Annotated in this window: 16 protein-coding genes; 3 read left to right on the top strand and 13 right to left on the bottom strand. The window is 63.4% G+C overall.

Features of this window, described 5'->3' with window-relative positions; translation table 11 throughout:
• Window positions 1-11 precede the first annotated feature (11 nt).
• The 4 genes from lepB to ACPJXG_RS17465 all read right to left on the bottom strand — a co-directional run bounded on the left by lepB (window position 12) and on the right by ACPJXG_RS17465 (window position 2093).
• Window positions 12-683 carry a signal peptidase I gene (lepB, locus tag ACPJXG_RS17480; protein WP_070304325.1) on the bottom strand — a complete coding sequence of 224 codons (672 nt, stop codon included), beginning with the start codon at window positions 681-683 and terminating at the stop codon, window positions 12-14.
• 247 nt (window positions 684-930) lie between these two features.
• A complete protein-coding gene (locus tag ACPJXG_RS17475) occupies window positions 931-1173 on the bottom strand; it encodes a hypothetical protein (RefSeq protein ID WP_035817677.1) in 243 nt (80 codons plus the stop codon).
• Window positions 1170-1421: a hypothetical protein gene (locus ACPJXG_RS17470; RefSeq protein WP_035817681.1), complete on the bottom strand. Its 252-nt coding sequence runs from the start codon at window positions 1419-1421 to the stop codon at window positions 1170-1172. The genes ACPJXG_RS17475 and ACPJXG_RS17470 overlap by 4 nt, the downstream gene beginning before the upstream one ends.
• Before the next feature lie 132 nt (window positions 1422-1553).
• Window positions 1554-2093 carry a GNAT family N-acetyltransferase gene (locus ACPJXG_RS17465; protein WP_425251823.1) on the bottom strand — a complete coding sequence of 180 codons (540 nt, stop codon included), beginning with the start codon at window positions 2091-2093 and terminating at the stop codon, window positions 1554-1556.
• A gap of 83 nt (window positions 2094-2176) precedes the next feature.
• Between ACPJXG_RS17465 and ACPJXG_RS17460 the strand changes: the two genes are divergently transcribed.
• Window positions 2177-2569, top strand: a complete 393-nt coding sequence (locus tag ACPJXG_RS17460) for a VOC family protein (RefSeq protein WP_035817684.1) — start codon at window positions 2177-2179, stop codon at window positions 2567-2569.
• Window position 2570: 1 nt separating this feature from the next.
• Here the strand turns inward: ACPJXG_RS17460 and ACPJXG_RS17455 are convergent, their stop codons facing one another.
• Complete coding sequence (locus tag ACPJXG_RS17455; protein ID WP_035817686.1) at window positions 2571-3155, bottom strand: DinB family protein; 585 nt, start codon at window positions 3153-3155, stop codon at window positions 2571-2573.
• A gap of 160 nt (window positions 3156-3315) precedes the next feature.
• Here ACPJXG_RS17455 and ACPJXG_RS17450 point away from each other — a divergent pair, with 160 nt between their 5' ends.
• Window positions 3316-4320 (top strand): HDOD domain-containing protein, encoded by a 1005-nt coding sequence (locus tag ACPJXG_RS17450; RefSeq protein ID WP_425251822.1) that lies wholly within the window; start codon window positions 3316-3318, stop codon window positions 4318-4320.
• 23 nt (window positions 4321-4343) lie between these two features.
• On the opposite strand, the gene ACPJXG_RS17445 is transcribed toward ACPJXG_RS17450, so the two are convergent.
• The 8 genes from ACPJXG_RS17445 to ACPJXG_RS17410 form a co-directional block, all read right to left on the bottom strand.
• A complete protein-coding gene (locus ACPJXG_RS17445; RefSeq protein ID WP_425251821.1) occupies window positions 4344-5045 on the bottom strand; it encodes an ABC transporter ATP-binding protein in 702 nt (233 codons plus the stop codon).
• Window positions 5038-5751 (bottom strand): ABC transporter ATP-binding protein, encoded by a 714-nt coding sequence (locus ACPJXG_RS17440; protein WP_425251820.1) that lies wholly within the window; start codon window positions 5749-5751, stop codon window positions 5038-5040. Before ACPJXG_RS17440 ends, ACPJXG_RS17445 begins: the two co-directional genes overlap by 8 nt.
• Window positions 5744-6706 (bottom strand): branched-chain amino acid ABC transporter permease, encoded by a 963-nt coding sequence (locus ACPJXG_RS17435; protein ID WP_425251819.1) that lies wholly within the window; start codon window positions 6704-6706, stop codon window positions 5744-5746. The genes ACPJXG_RS17440 and ACPJXG_RS17435 overlap by 8 nt, the downstream gene beginning before the upstream one ends.
• A complete protein-coding gene (locus ACPJXG_RS17430) occupies window positions 6703-7575 on the bottom strand; it encodes a branched-chain amino acid ABC transporter permease (protein WP_035817692.1) in 873 nt (290 codons plus the stop codon). Before ACPJXG_RS17430 ends, ACPJXG_RS17435 begins: the two co-directional genes overlap by 4 nt.
• A 106-nt stretch (window positions 7576-7681) precedes the next feature.
• On the bottom strand, window positions 7682-8848 hold the full coding sequence (locus ACPJXG_RS17425) for an ABC transporter substrate-binding protein (protein WP_425251818.1): 1167 nt from the start codon (window positions 8846-8848) through the stop codon (window positions 7682-7684).
• A gap of 60 nt (window positions 8849-8908) precedes the next feature.
• Window positions 8909-10447, bottom strand: coding sequence for a class I adenylate-forming enzyme family protein (locus ACPJXG_RS17420; RefSeq protein ID WP_425251817.1), 1539 nt, complete (start codon window positions 10445-10447; stop codon window positions 8909-8911).
• Window positions 10448-10458: 11 nt separating this feature from the next.
• Window positions 10459-11613 carry an acyl-CoA dehydrogenase family protein gene (locus ACPJXG_RS17415; RefSeq protein ID WP_086146363.1) on the bottom strand — a complete coding sequence of 385 codons (1155 nt, stop codon included), beginning with the start codon at window positions 11611-11613 and terminating at the stop codon, window positions 10459-10461.
• 39 nt (window positions 11614-11652) lie between these two features.
• The gene (locus ACPJXG_RS17410; RefSeq protein WP_035817702.1) at window positions 11653-12477 is read right to left on the bottom strand and encodes an IclR family transcriptional regulator; all 825 of its coding nucleotides are present in this window, start codon (window positions 12475-12477) and stop codon (window positions 11653-11655) included.
• Window positions 12478-12774: 297 nt separating this feature from the next.
• Here ACPJXG_RS17410 and ACPJXG_RS17405 point away from each other — a divergent pair, with 297 nt between their 5' ends.
• Window positions 12775-14748 (top strand): TonB-dependent receptor plug domain-containing protein, encoded by a 1974-nt coding sequence (locus ACPJXG_RS17405; RefSeq protein ID WP_425251816.1) that lies wholly within the window; start codon window positions 12775-12777, stop codon window positions 14746-14748.
• Window positions 14749-14771: the final 23 nt, after the last annotated feature.

The raw sequence follows: 14771 nt of genomic DNA, 5'->3' as shown, positions 1-14771 counted from the left end.
AAGGGCGTTGTTTATTCGAGCTTCATGCCGAAACGCTGCAGCCGCGGCTGCCAATGCTCCTGGATATTGGCCGAGACGAGGATGCGTTCGGCCTTGCCGATCAGCAGTGCGCGGGGCACGAAGCCGAAGTAGCGCGAGTCGGCGCTGTTGTCGCGATTATCGCCCAGCATGAGGAAATGGTCGGCTGGCACGGTCACGGGCGCAAAGCTGCGGGCCGCACCCGCGATTTGCGGCAAGACCTGGATGCGGTGCTGCTCGGTCTGGTTGCGTTCGCTGATGCGCTGTGCCGTCAGTTGGCCCACGTGGGCGATGGTCTCCGGCGCCGTGTCGAGTGCCGTGTACTGGGCGGGCTGGCCATTGATGACCAGCTGTTCATTGCGCATCTCGACTGTGTCGCCGGGCAGGGCGATGATGCGCTTGATCAAGCGCGTGCCGTCTTTCGGCGAAGAAAAGGTGACGATGTCGCCCCGCTGCGGTTCGCCCAGGCGCTGCAGCACGATATCGGTGAGCGGCACTTTCAGGTTGAAGGCCAGGCGGTTGACGAAGACCACGTCTCCTTCGAGCAGGTTGGGGCGCATCGACGCCGACGGTATGGGATTCCAGTCCGCCACGGCCGTGCGGAACACGCCGAACAGCAGGAGAAACATCAAAAAACCTTTGTTGGCGCGCATCCATGTGCTCATGTTGGCTCTTTCGCTGGGCTGTACCCGTGATGGTGAAGGGGGCGCCATGGCTGCTGGCGATATATTCACGATGCACGGCGAGGCTGAAGCCAGTCTTAAATGGTGCTAAGCCAGTCTTAAATGGTGCTAAAACGGCGGCCAATGCGCAGGTAAATGGACGGTAAAGGGCCGGTAATAGGCCGGTATGGGGCCGGCAAGGGCGCGCGACGGCGTGCCGCTGTTGCGTGCACGCATCACTACGCCGGTTTCAGCGAGGCTGGCACGGTGTATGCGTGTCGTCGCCGTTCTGCAGGCGCTTGCCGTGCATGTCATCCCACAGCTCGCCGAGCGCCACCAGCAAGCCGCCGCCCACGAAGGGGATCGCCACCAGCCATGGATTGCTGTCGAGCCAGGGCCCCAGCACGATGGCCGAGACCACGGCGATGACGATGGCGCTGCACCAGAAGCGGCGCGGATGCCGCAGGGTCAGCAGGTAGTGAAAGTCGTTCATAAATCCTCCTTGGTGAGCATGCGGAACAGCCGGGCGGCCAGGATGCTGCTGACGGCAATGACGATGCAGCCGTCCAGGAAAAACAGTACCTTGCCCACCAGATGCATGCCTTGTACAAGATAGGCGGGCAGTTCCCGCGCTTCCGCCCACTGTGTCATCCGTGCCAGCACGATGGCGGCGGCAAAGATGACGACGGCCAATGCCAGCACCACCAGCACGTGTTCGAACAGGCGTAGCCGCAGTTTCATGTTGGACTTGGCAAGGTTGGGAAGATTCCCGAGCCTTGAAGTTATCAGTCCATCATGGTGCGGCTTTGCGTTTGCACAAAGTCGCCCCTGATAGTATCAAAGTCGCGTTGCTGCCGGAAAAAATCCGGCATCTCAGGCCATGGTTTGTGTGTTGCGCCGTTCAAAATACAGCAAATCCGACCAAGCATCCTGGAAGCGCATGGCTTTTTCCGAGCGGCCATACTGGTGAAAGCCGTTGCGCTGCATGACGGCGACCGAGCCCAGGTTTTGCGGCCGCGCCGTCGCTTCCAGGCGCCACAGTTCCAGTGGGCCGAAAGCCTCTTCCAGCAGCAGGGCCACCACGCGGGTGGCGTAGCCGCGTCCGCCGAAGCGTTCGCCGATGCGGTAACCGAGCGTTGCTTTATTGAAATAGGGACGGGTAAGGGCCGTCAGGTTGACCCGGCCGATGATTTGTCCGTCCAGTTTTGCCAGGTACTGGTAGGCGAGGTCTTGCTGGCGCTCGCGCTGAGCCTGCTCGATGGCGGCGGCGATGGCTTCCTGGTGATAGTAGGATGGCGCGCGCGCCGTGACCCAGTTTTCAAAATACGCGCGGTTTTCGAGTTCAAAGGCCAGCAAGGCGGGAAGGTCGCTGCTGGCCGGCGGGTGTAGCTGAAGGCGGTCGAGGTCTGGCATGGGAGCGTGTCAAAAAGCGATGCGCCATTATAATCAGCTGGCGCATTTCGCCGCACACCTGCCTGAATTCATCAAGGAGCAGCATGCTGTCCCATATTTGCCTCGGCACCAACGACTTTCCACGCGCCTACGTCTTCTACACGACCCTGCTGGGAGAACTCGGCTTGATCGAGAAATTCCACGACCCGGCCAAACCCTGGGCCGGCTGGATGGCGAACGAGGCGCCGCGCCCCCTGTTGGTGCTGACGGTGCCGCATGACGGCTTGCCGGCCGCGCCCGGCAATGGACAGATGACGGCCTTGCTGGCGGCCAGCCGCGCCCAGGTGAACCGCTGCTACCAGGCCGTGCTGGCGCTGGGCGCCGCGTGCGAAGGGCCGCCAGGACTGCGTCCCGATTACCACGCCCATTACTATGGCGCCTACTTCCGCGACCTCGATGGCAACAAGCTGTGCGTCTGCTGCCACGCCGGGGAATGACTCAGCGCTGGCCCCAGACGGCGTCTTCCGTCCAGCCCAGTTCCGCAAAATCCTGCGCCCGCTCGTCCGCCTCGCCGGCGCAATAGAATTCGTCGAGCTGCGGCGGCGCGATGCGCGTGCCGGCCAGCATGGCGTGTACTTGCCCCCGGTGGTGGATCTGGTGCTGGAACAGATGCGCCAGCATGCGCAGTCGCGTGTCGACTTGCGGCGTGTCGCGCAATATCGTCACGGGCCGCGCCAGGTCCGCATCGCACAGGCTGCGGCAATGGGCGATCAGGCGCAGGTCCGACGCGCGCTGCGCCGCGTGAAGGGCCGCGCAGTCGGTAAATGGCTCGTCCTTTTCAAAGAAGACATAGCAGTCGGCATGCGGCGCTTCGCCGCGCAGCTCGCGTTCGAGCGCATCGAGGTAAAACCAGTCGCATGTGAGGATGTGGTTCAGGGTGGACTGGATGGTGGGGAAAAAGCTGACGCGCGTGGCCTGGAACTCGGCCTGGCTCAGCTGTCCGCAAGCCTTCAGCAGGCGGTGGTTGGCCCAGGCGTTGTTGCAGGCCTGAGCGGTGACGTACTGGGCAAGCATATTGCTCATGATTTACCTTGCAAAGCAGGGAAGCTGCGAGAGCGCCACTGTAGCACTTTGCGGCAGATGAACAACGCCGGTCACGCCCGCCGCACCGGCACGGCTGTCATCAAGTAAAATCGCGGGGCGGATGTCGCGATAGTGATGCAGATAGGACTAGAAGAATAAAATGGGTTGGATAGGAAAATTACTGAACGGCGGCGACGAAAAAAACAAACTTGCGCCCCTCACGGCAGCGGCGGCGCCCGAGATGGCACGGCAGCCGGCCAGCATCACCGAAATCGATGCCACCTACTACCGCTGGCTGGCGGCCGCCGGTTCGGCGCAGGCGACAAAGCAGGCGGAGCAGCAGATTCTGGACGAATTGACGCGCCTGGCCAGTGAGCCGATCGCTGGCGCCGCGCTGATACCGCGCATTCCGGCCATCATTCCGCAGTTGATGCGGACCTTGCAAAATGAAAACATGAGCGCGGCCGAGCTGTCGCGCCAGCTGGCCCAGGACGTGCTGCTGGTGGCCGAAGTCTACCGCGAGGCGAACCGGCCCCGCTACCATTCGCGCTACAACGCCAGCCCGTCGATCAACAACATGGAAGGCGCCATCATGCTGCTCGGGCAAAACGGCATGCGCATGCTGCTGGCCCGCGTCGCCTTCCGCCCCATCGTCAGCATGCAAAGCGGCGGACTGACCATACGCACGGCGCCGCTGATCTGGCGCCAGTCCGAAAAATGCGCGCTGGCGGCCAATCTGGTCGCACCGGCCATGCAGGCCAACGCCTTCGACGCCTATCTGGCGGGACTGATGGCCAATGTGGGCCTGGTGGTGGCGTTCCGCCTGATCGACCAGATGCATGCGCCCGACGCCTTCCCGCAATCGGACGCCTTCATTGCCCAGGTGTTTGCGCAAGCGCGCATCCTGTCGGTCCGTATCGCCGAATTATGGGAGTTTCCCGAGTCGGTGACCCGCGCGATCGGGCATGCGGGCGTCGATGTCCACGACGATGCCGATCCGCAGGCCCGAGCGCTGGCGCTGGGCGAGCGCTTGAGCAAGCTGCGCATGCTGGTCGATACGGGCCGCTTTCCTGCCGACGATCCCTTCGTGATGACCGGAATGGGCAAGAGTGAGCTGCTGGTGTTCGACAAGCTGGCCGACGAGGACGAAGACGAGGACGAGTAATAGCCGCAGGCAGCGGATATCACTCAGCGCGCAAAATACAGTTCGTGCAGGTGCTCGAGGTCGACCTCATCGGCTTTTTGCGACAGCGCCACCTTGCCGCTTTGCATCAGGTAGACGTGGTCGGCCACGCCGACGGCCCTCGCCGTGTTTTGTTCGACGAGGATGATGGTGCGCTTGCCGTCGTTCAGGCGCGCGAGGATCTCGAACAGTTCGTTGACCACCAGCGGCGCCAAGCCCAGCGAAGGCTCGTCGATGATGAGCAGCGACGGGTCCGACATCAGGCCGCGCGCCATGGCCAGCATCTGCGCCTCGCCGCCGGACAGTGACCCGGCCAGTTGGCGGCGCCGCTCGTGCAGGCGCGGGAACATGGAGTAGGCTTCGGCCAGGCGCGCCGGCATGTGGCTGCGGTGCTCTTTCGGGAAGGCGCCCATGATCAGGTTTTCTTCCACGCTCATGTCGCGAAACGTCATGCGCCCCTCGGGGATCATGGTGACCCGCGCGTCGCTCATCTTCCAGGTGGGCGTGCCGTTGATGGCCACGCCGTCGAGCGCGATGCTGCCCGCGTCCACGGGCAGCAGGCCCATGATGGCGCGCAGCAGGGTCGTCTTGCCGGCGCCGTTCGGACCGATGATGGTGGTCAGCTTGCCCTTCTGGATGGACAGCGACACATCCCACAGCACATTGATGGCGCCATAGCCGGCGCGCAGATTCTCTATTTCAAGCATGGGCTGCCCCCGTATAACTTTCGATGACGGCCGGATCGCGGAACACGGCTTCGGGCGTGCCATCGGCGATCAGCTGGCCAAAATTGAGCACGGCCACGCGCTGGCACAGATTGCTGATGGTCTCAATATCGTGTTCGATCATGACGATGCCTACGCCAAAGGCGGTGTGCAAGTCCTTCAGCATGCCCATGAAGCGACGCTTGCCGTTCGTTTCCAGGCCGGCCAGCACTTCGTCGAGCAGCAGCAGCTTCGGGTTGGTCGCCAGCGCCTTGGCCACTTCCAGCGCTTTCAATTCCGTCAGCGCCAGTTCGCTGGCCGCGTCGCGCCCGGCCTTGTCCGCCAGGCTCGTAAAGTCGAGGATTTCATCGATCTTGCGCTGGTCTACCTTGCCGGTGCCGAAGCGCTGCGCCACGACGAGGTTTTCGCGCACCGTCAATTCATGCATGGGCTGCGGAATCTGGAAAGTGCGCCCCAGCCCCAGGCGCGCGCGCTGGTACATGGGCGTGGCCATGATGTCGCGTCCCTCGAAGCGGATGCCGCCGCTGGTGGGGCGCACCAGGCCGGAAATGGCGTTGAACAGGGTGGTCTTGCCGGCGCCGTTCGCGCCCACCAGGCCGATCACGTCGTGGCTGCCCACCTTTAACGTGACGCTGTCGATGGCCGTCAGGCCGCCGAAGCGCACGGACACATTATCGAGTTCAAGCATGTGCTTTCTCCTTCGCGTTGAACAGTTTGCGGAGCAGCGGCAGCAAGCCGTTCGGACTGAAGACGATCATCGCCACCAGCAGCACGCCCAGCACCAGCTGGTGGCCAGTGGGGATCAGCGACTTGAAGATCAGCTGGTCAACCAGGTAGACCACCACGGCGCCCAGCACGGGGCCGAGTATCGTGCGGTAGCCGCCGAAGATGGCCGCCACGATCGGTAACGTGACCCACAGGCTGTTGAAGGCGTAGTCCGGTTCCAGGAAGTTGATGTAGTGGGCGTTGAAGGCGCCGAACAGGCCCGCCATGAAGGCCGACACGAGCAGCATGGCGCCTTTCAGCAAGGTGCTGTTGACGCCGACGACGCGCGTGGCGTCTTCGCTGTCGTGCATGGCGCGCAGGGCGATGCCGTAATGGCTGGCGCGGATGCGGCTGTAGGCAAAGGCGCAGCACACCACCAGGGTCAAGACCACCAGGTAGGCACCCGTCTTGCTGGCCAGATCGAAGCCCAAGACGGTGGGCAAGGTGGGAATATTGTTGATGCCGCCGGCGCCGCCCGTCACCGAGCTCCATTCCGTGGCCAGGATGCGGAAGATGTGCGCGTAGGCGAGGATGGCCAGCGCAAAATACGGCCCGCGCAGGCGCAGCACGGGCAGCATGATGACGGCGGCGATGGCCGCCCCCGCGCCGCCCAGCAGCATGGCGGCAAACACGGGCAAGCCCAGTTTCACCGTGGCCAGCGCGGAGACATACGCGCCCACGCCGAAGAAGGCCGCATGGCCGAAGCTGACCATGCCGCCCAAATTGCCCAGCAGAGCCCAGGACATGGCCACGCCGCCGATGATCAGGGCCGCCACCACCATGCTCATCACATACTGGTTGGCGCCCAGGGCCAGCGGCACGGCGACGTAGGCGGCCAGCAGCAGGCCCGCCGTGGAGATCAGTGTCGAGCGCTTCATCCGCGCCTCCGTTGTGCGCCGAACAAGCCGTTCGGCATGATGAACAGCACCAGCAGGAACAGCACCATGCCGGACAATTCCTGCAGCGCGGAGCTGGCCAGGGTAACGGTCAAGGCTTCGGCCACGCCCAGCAGCACGGCGGCCAGCAGCACGCCGGGGATCGAGCCGATGCCGGCCAATACCGTGATGATGAAGGCTTTCACCGTCAGCGCGCCGCCATAGGCGGGCTGGATCACGCCATAACTGAACAGGGCCACGCCGGCAAACGCAGCCAGGATGCCGGCGACTAAAAAGGACACCAGTTCCGTGCGGCCCGGGTCGATGCCCATCAGCTTGGCCGCATCGCGGTTGCTGGACACGGCGCGCACGGCGCGGCCATACCAGCTGGTCGACAACCAGCGCCACAGGGCCGCCATCAGCACCAGGCTGACGCCAAAGAAAATCACTTCGCTGCGCATGCTGAAAAACGGACCGATTTCAAACCCTTCCTGCAGCCAGCTCGACGACGTCGAACGGATGTCGGCCTTCCATACGAGCAGGATGAAATTGGTGAGGATCACGCCGATACCATAGGTGAGGATCAGCGAATTGATTTCGCGGTCTTTCTTGATGCGGCTGACGATCAGGTACACGCCCACGGACGTGAGGCTGACGATCACCAGCGCGATGGGAATGGCGAACATGGGGCCCAGGCCCAGGCCGGACTCCACGCTGTAGGCGATGTAGGCGGCCAGCAGCACCAGTTCGCCGTGCGCCAGGTTGATCACTTTCATGGTGCCGAAGACCAGCGCCAGTCCCAGTGCGATCAGGGCGTAGGAGCCGCCCTGCAGCAAGCCCGAATACAGGGCTTGCAAGATTAATTCTGTCATGTCGTCATCCCGTCAGGCCTCCCTGGCGCACCGCGAAGCTGCGCCAGGACTGCCGTTCATCGGTGCGCGCCCGGCAGGCGCGCGCGTGTGCAGCGGGAGGCTGCTGTTACCAGGGCAGGGCGGGATAGGCCAGCTTGCCCGTCGCGTGTTCCTTCGGCCAGACGATCACCACTTTCTTGTCCTGGTGCTGCGCCATGCGGTGCACGAAGTTCTGGTTGTCGCCGTTGGCGGCGAACTGCACCCGGCCGATCAGGGTTTCGCGGTCCGTCTTGCGCATTTCCTCGGCCACGCCGCCTTTCTTGAGCGTGCCCTTGTCGGCCGCGCGCGCGATCGCTTCGAACAGCAGCATCGACTGCACATAGCCGAACTGGCCCAGGTAGTCCGGCTCCTTCTTGTACAGCTGCTTGTAGGCGTCGCTGAAGGCCTTGCCGTCGGCTGTCTTGAATTCCGTGGGGAAGGGCAGCAGGGCCGTGCCGAACACGTTCGGCATCAGGTCGGGGAAGTCGGCCGCCATTTTCGGCGTGGCCAGCGACCACACGCCCACCATGGCCTTGATCTTCGGTTTCAGGACGCGGGCGGCGCGAATGATGCCCACGTAATCGTTTTCGTAGCCGACCATGGCGACGACTTCCGATTTATCCTGCAGCTTGATCTTGTTGATGATGGGCTTGAAGTCCGTAATGGCCGGGTCGAACGAGTGCGTCGTCACTTTCACGCCCTTGGCGGCCAGGGCTTTTTCCACGTCTTTCGCCAGGCCTGTGGTCGCGTCCTTGGTCGAATACACGATGGAGACGGACTTGGCGCCCACGTCGGCAAGCAGTCCCAGCATGGCTTTTTCGTAGCCGGCCGTGTTATTGATGCGGAAAAAATTCTTGCGCCCGCTGGTCACCAGGCTGTCGTCCACGCCGCCCGAGGTGATGTAGACGAGGCCCAGTTTATTCGCCGTGTCCGAGGCGGGCGAGATATTGTTCGAACCATAGCCGCCCGTGATGGCCACCACGCCCTGGCTGGCCAGCTTTTCCACGGCGGCGATGGCCTTGGCGGGCGCCGATTCGTCGTCGACGGTGATGATCTTGATCGTGTGCTTGCCGTTGGTCTTGTTGAAGACTTCGGCCGCGACCATGATCCCTTCCTGCATGCCGGCGCCGACGCGCGCCAGGTTGCCCGTCAGCGGGATTTCCGCGCCGACCAGGAATTCGTCGGCGCTGGCCTGCGTCATCCAGGCGCTGGCAACCAGCGCTGCCATGGCGATGCGTGTGTAGGTGCGTTTCATCGTGTCTCCTCCGGTGATGTGGCTTGGTTTTATTGTCGGGTCTGGTACTACATGGTCAACTTATCGTGCATTCTGCGCCATTTGCCGCAGCTGCCCCTTTAAAATCTTGCCCGTGGCGGCGGCCGGCAGCGCTTCCATGACGATGATGGCGGACGGGCATTTGTACGGCGACAGGGTCTGCGCCAGCCAGGCCTGCAATTGTGCCACGCTGGCGGGCTGGCGCGGATCCAGCTCCACATAGGCGATGACGTCCTCGTTGCCATCGTCCACAGTGCGTCCCACCACGGCCGACTGCACCACGGACGGGTGGGCGTTCAGGGCCGTTTCCACTTCCAGCGGATACACATTGAAGCCGGAGCGGATGATCAGTTCCTTGGTGCGGCCCACGATGAACAGCGCCCCGTCCGGGTCCTGGCGCGCCATGTCGCCCGTGTTCAGCCAGCCGCCGTCGCGCATGGTGGCCGCCGTCATGGCCGGCTCGTGGTAATAGCCTGCCATGATGTTCGGCCCGCGTATCCACAATTCTCCCGGCTCGCCCGGCGTCACGTCAAGGCCGGCGAGGTCCACCACGCGCACATCCACGCCAGGTATCGGCATGCCGACGGAATCGTCGCGGCGCGGCGTTTCCAGGCGCGTCTGGCTGATGGTGGGCGCGCTTTCCGTCATGCCGTAGCCATTGTGCAGCGCGGTGCCCAGCAGCTTTTCCACCTCGTGCTTGAGCGACGGCGCCAGCGGCGAGCCGCCCGCATACGCAAAGCGCAGCCGCGTGGGCAAAGGAGTCTCCGCGCCGCCCAAGGTTTGCAGCAGCTTGGCGTACATGGCGGGCACGCCCTGCACGATGGTCAACTCATCGTTCTTCAGCGCCGAGAGCAGGCCGTCGACGGAAAAACGCGGCACCAGGTACAGCGCGGCGCCCGCATACAAGGTGCCCAGGGCCACCGAGGCCAGGCCGTACACGTGCGAAATCGGCAGCACGCCGTAGGCGCGGTCGGTGCTGGTCAGGCCACGCAGGGTGCTGGAGACGGCGGCGATGAACAGCAGGTTGCGGTGCGTGAGCATCACGCCTTTCGATTGTCCCGTGGTGCCCGTCGTGTAGATCAGCGCGGCCACCTGTTCGTTGCCGGGGACCGTGTCTTCCGCGATGGCCAGCTCGTTCAATTCACCCGCCAGCAGCTCGCCCATGCCATCGACGGTGACGGGGCTGGCGCCGCGCCGCGCCGCGTGAGCGGCCGCTTCCGGCGAGGCGCCGGCCAGGAACAGCACGCGCCGCGCGGAACTGTGCGTGGCGATGGTGTCGATCTCGCGCGCCGACAGCCGTGCATTGACGTTGACGATCCACGCATCGATGCTGGCGGCAGCAAAAATCAGCGCCACCTGCAGCGCGCCGTTCTCGCCCACCACCATCAGGCGGTCGCCGGCGCGCACATCCAGCTGGCGCAGCAGCTGCGCTGCGTTTTCCACACCGTGCTGCAACTGGGCATAGGTCCAGTGGCGGCCACCTTCATGCAGCGCCGGCGCGTCGGGCGCGCGCGCGGCCCAGTAGGCGGGGATGGCCGACAGGCGCGCCGGCAAGCCGGCCAGCAGGGAAGGGATGTCCATCGCGGCCTCCTTCACTTTTGCGCTGCCTTGATCATGTTGCGGGCGATGACGATTTGCTGGATCTGCGTCGTGCCCTCATAAATGCGGAACAGGCGCACGTCGCGGTAGAAGCGCTCGGCCGCGTATTCGCTGATGTAGCCGGCGCCGCCGTGGATCTGCACGGAGCGGTCAGCGACCCTGCCGCACATTTCGGAGGCGAACAGCTTGCAGCACGACGCTTCCGTCGAAATGTCTTCCTTGTTGTCGCGCCGGCGCGCCGCGTCGAGCACCATGCTGCGCGCCGCATAAATCTCCGCCTTGCTGTCGGCCAGCATGGCCTGGATCAGCTGGAATTCGGCGATGGGCTGGCCGAACTGCTGGCGCTCCATGGCGTAGGCCAGCGCGTCGGCCAGCATGCGTTCGGCCGCGCCCACGCAGACGGCGGCGATGTGCAGGCGTCCCTTGTCGAGCACTTTCATGGCCGTTTTAAAACCCACGCCTTCCTTGCCGCCGATGATGTTCGCGGCGGGGACCTTGCAATTTTCAAAGATCACGTCACAGGTATGCGCACCTTGCTGGCCCATTTTCTTGTCGATCTTGCCCAGTGAAAGGCCCGGCGTATCCTTTTCCACGATGAAGGCGGAAATGGCCGAGGCGCCCCGCTTGACGGGGTCCGTGCGCGCCATGACGGTAAAAATGCTGGCTTCGGGCGCGTTGGTGATGTAGCGCTTGCTGCCGTTGAGGATATAAAAATCGCCATCGCGCACGGCCGTCGTGCGCAGCGAGGCCGCATCCGACCCCGATCCCGCTTCCGTCAGGGCGAAGGAGCCGATGATCTCGCCGGCGGCCAGCTTGGGCAGGTAGTATTGTTTTTGCGCTTCCGTGCCATCGATCACGATGCCTTGCGAGCCGATGCCATTGTTGGTGCCGATCAGCGAGCGGAAAGCGGGCGAAGTGCGGGCAATTTCAAACGCGACGCGCACTTCCTCTTCCATGCTCAGTTCCAGGCCGCCATAGGCTTCCGGAATCGACAGGCCGAACAGGCCCAGTTCGCGCATCTGCGCCACGATGGCGGGCGGGATCGTGTCCGTTTCAGCCACCAGCGCCTCGTTCGGCACCAGCACTTCGCGCACGAAACGGGCGATGCTGTCGAGCAGGATGTTCAGGGTTTCTTCGTCGCGTATCATCAGGGTCCTCGTAGGCGATGTTGAGAGGGGGCGCGCAGTCTAACCGCGGCCCAGGTTTTTTTCCACTGTCTTGACGAGGGCCACCAGGCGCGGTCCCAGGTCCGATTCGAGCTTTTCACGCGACAGCAAAAAGGCGGGGCCGCCGCAATTGAAGGCCATCACCTGTTCGCCGTCCGCTCCCAGCATGGGCACGCCCACGGCATGCACGTCGTTCTGCCACTCGCCGGCCGAAATGCAAAAGCCCCGGTCCTGGTAATCCTTGAAACCTTGTTCGATACCGGCCTTGATACGGGGCCAGCGTTCCGTCTCATGCACCCTGGCGTGGTCCATCAGGTAGTCGCGTTCGGCCTGCGGCAGGATGCACAGCAGGGCCTTGCCCATGGCCGTCGTCATCAAGGGGATGCGCGAGCCGACATCGAGGCGCAGGGTGACGTTGGCGCTGCTGCGGCACGTCTCCACGTAGACCATGCTGAGGCGGTCGCGCGTGCCCAGCGACACGGACGCTTGCGCATGTTCGGCCAGTTCCTCCATCAGCGGGCGCGCCATCTTGCGCACGTCGAGGTTCGACAGCATGCGGTAGCCGAGGGCCAGCACGCCGGCGCCCAGCTGGTATTTGCCCAGGCTGTCCGAGTAATTGAGGTAGCCGAGTTTGGTGAGCGTGTAGGTGAGGCGTGAAATCGTCGGTTTCGGGATGCCCGTGCGCTTGGCCATGTCCGCGTTCGACAGATAGACTTCGCCGGGACGGAAGCAACGCAGCACTTCCAGCCCGCGCGCCAGCGCGTTGACGAACTGGCGGTCCTTGCCTTCCTCGTCATCGCCAAAGACGATGAGTTCCGGATCTGCCGCGGTCTGAATATTTGTCATATTTGCATTCATTTTCAGGCTCCCTGGAAATCAGTTTGCCTAGTCAAATGGGACGTGTCAATCGTTTTGTGAAACATTCGTTCGCACAGCGAAATGGTGCGGTGCATGAAATTGTGCATGAATTTTTCCCGGAAAATTGACCTGCGCAGCGGTTTGTGGCCTTGTCGCTTGAGCATCGTTATATACGTCTGTATATTGCGCTGTTGGATGGCGGCCGCCGCATGCGTGGCCGATTTTGTATTTTTTTGCATATCGCTATATAAAGCGATATATAACGAGAAAGAAAGATTAACGACGATGTTGAAACAGGTAATGGCAGGCGCCGTGATGCTGGCGCTGGCGCAGCAGGCCGCCGGCAAGGAAGACGCGGATGCGGCGGCGCCGTTCGTGCTGGGCACGGTAACGGTGGTCGGCCAGCGCGAGCAGGCGGGGCAGATGGAACAGCAGGTGGGATCGCAAGTGAGCCGCGCCCAGATGCGCCGCTTTAACCGCGATAACGTGGGCGACGCCTTGAATCTGCTGTCCGGCGTGTCGCTGTCGACGAATACGCGCAACGAAAAAACCATCGCCATCCGCGGCTTTGATGCGCGCCAGGTGCCGCTGTACATCGACGGTATTCCCGTCTACGTGCCGTACGACGGCTACGTCGATTTCAACCGCTTCACGACGAGCGACCTGGCGGCCATCCAGGTGGCGAAAGGGTTCAGCTCCGTGGCGTACGGCGCCAATACCCTGGGCGGCGCCATCAACCTGGTGTCGCGCAAGCCGACGGCGTTGACGGAAGGCGATGTGTCCGTGGGTTTCGGCTCGGGCAGCGAACGCCAGGTGTCGGCCAACGTGGGCACGAACCAGGGCCTGTGGTATCTGCAGGCGGGCGTGTCGTATATCGACAGCGACGGCTTTCCGATGTCGTCCGATTTCCGCCCGACGGCCACGGAAGACGGCGGCACGCGCAACAACGCCTACCGCAAGGACCACAAGCTGTCGTTCAAGGTGGGCTACACGCCCACGGGCGGTGATGAATACGCTCTTAGTTACTACAAGCAGCATGGCGAAAAGGGCCAGCCGCCATCGACGAATCCCGTCGGCGCGCGCTACTGGCAATGGCCGTACTGGAACAAGGAAAGCGTGTATTTCGTCTCGCAGACGCGTCTGGGCGACGTGGAACGCCTGATACTGCGCCTGTACCACGACAGCTACGACAATGAAATCACGTCCTACACGAACGGCAGCTACGGCACCCTCAAGAGCAGCGGCCAGGGCAGCGTGAGCGGTGGGCGCAGCATCTATAACGACCGCACGAACGGCGGCGCGGTGGAACTCGAATCGTTCCGCCTGGCCGCGCACAGCCTGCGTTTTGTGGCCAGCTACAAGGCCGATGAACACCAGGAACGCGATGGCAAAGGCGTGCGCACCACCTGGTACAAGGATGCCTTGTGGACCCTGGGCGCGGAAGACCGCATCGCCCTCAATGCGGCGACGGAACTGTCGCTGGGCGTGTCGCGCAATGCACTGCGCCCGGACACCGTCTACAGCGCCGGCAACGCCTATACCTTGCCGGAGAATCAGTCGGCCACCGACCTGCAGGCGGGCGTGTTCCATCAATTGCATCCCGAGGCGAAGGTATATGCCACCGTGGCGCGCAAGTCGCGCCTGCCGACACTGAAGGACCGTTACTCGCAGCGCCTGGGCACGTATATCGAAAATCCGGCCTTGCGCGCGGAACAGGCGATCAACTATGAGCTGGGATATCAAGGAAACGTGGAGGGGGCCAGCCTGGAAGCGGCGCTGTTCTACAGCGACGTGAAGGACAAGATCCAGAGCGTGGCGAATGTCGTGGGCGTGCGCGCGCAGATGCGCAACGCGGGCAGGGCGCACATCAGCGGCGTGGAACTGGGCTTGCGCGGGCGCGCCGGTGCATGGCTGGACTGGGGCGGCAACTACACCTACACGGACATGAAGAACGTCAGCGACCGCGCCATGAGCCTGACCGATGTGCCGCGCCACAAGCTGACGGCGCACGCCGTGCTGCACGCGGCGCGCCAGATCGACGTGGTGGCCATCGCGGAATCGAACAGCGGGCGCTGGGTCTCGAACACCCTGGAACTCGGTGGTTTTGCGACGCTGAACCTGAAGGCCGTGGTCCGCCCCTTGCCAGCCTTGACCCTGGAGGCGGGCGTGGCAAATATGGGCGACCGCAATTACGCGCTGGCCGACGGTTTCCCCAGTGCGGGCCGCACGTGGCTGGCCAATGCGCAATACCAGTTCTGATTTTTTGATCGTTCCATGAAAGG

Source organism: Janthinobacterium sp. NFX145, assembly GCF_049810325.1.
Lineage (GTDB): Bacteria > Pseudomonadota > Gammaproteobacteria > Burkholderiales > Burkholderiaceae_D > Janthinobacterium > Janthinobacterium rivuli.
The sequence above is the reverse complement of the archived record's forward strand: the minus strand, read 5'-3'. Positions and strand labels throughout refer to the sequence as shown.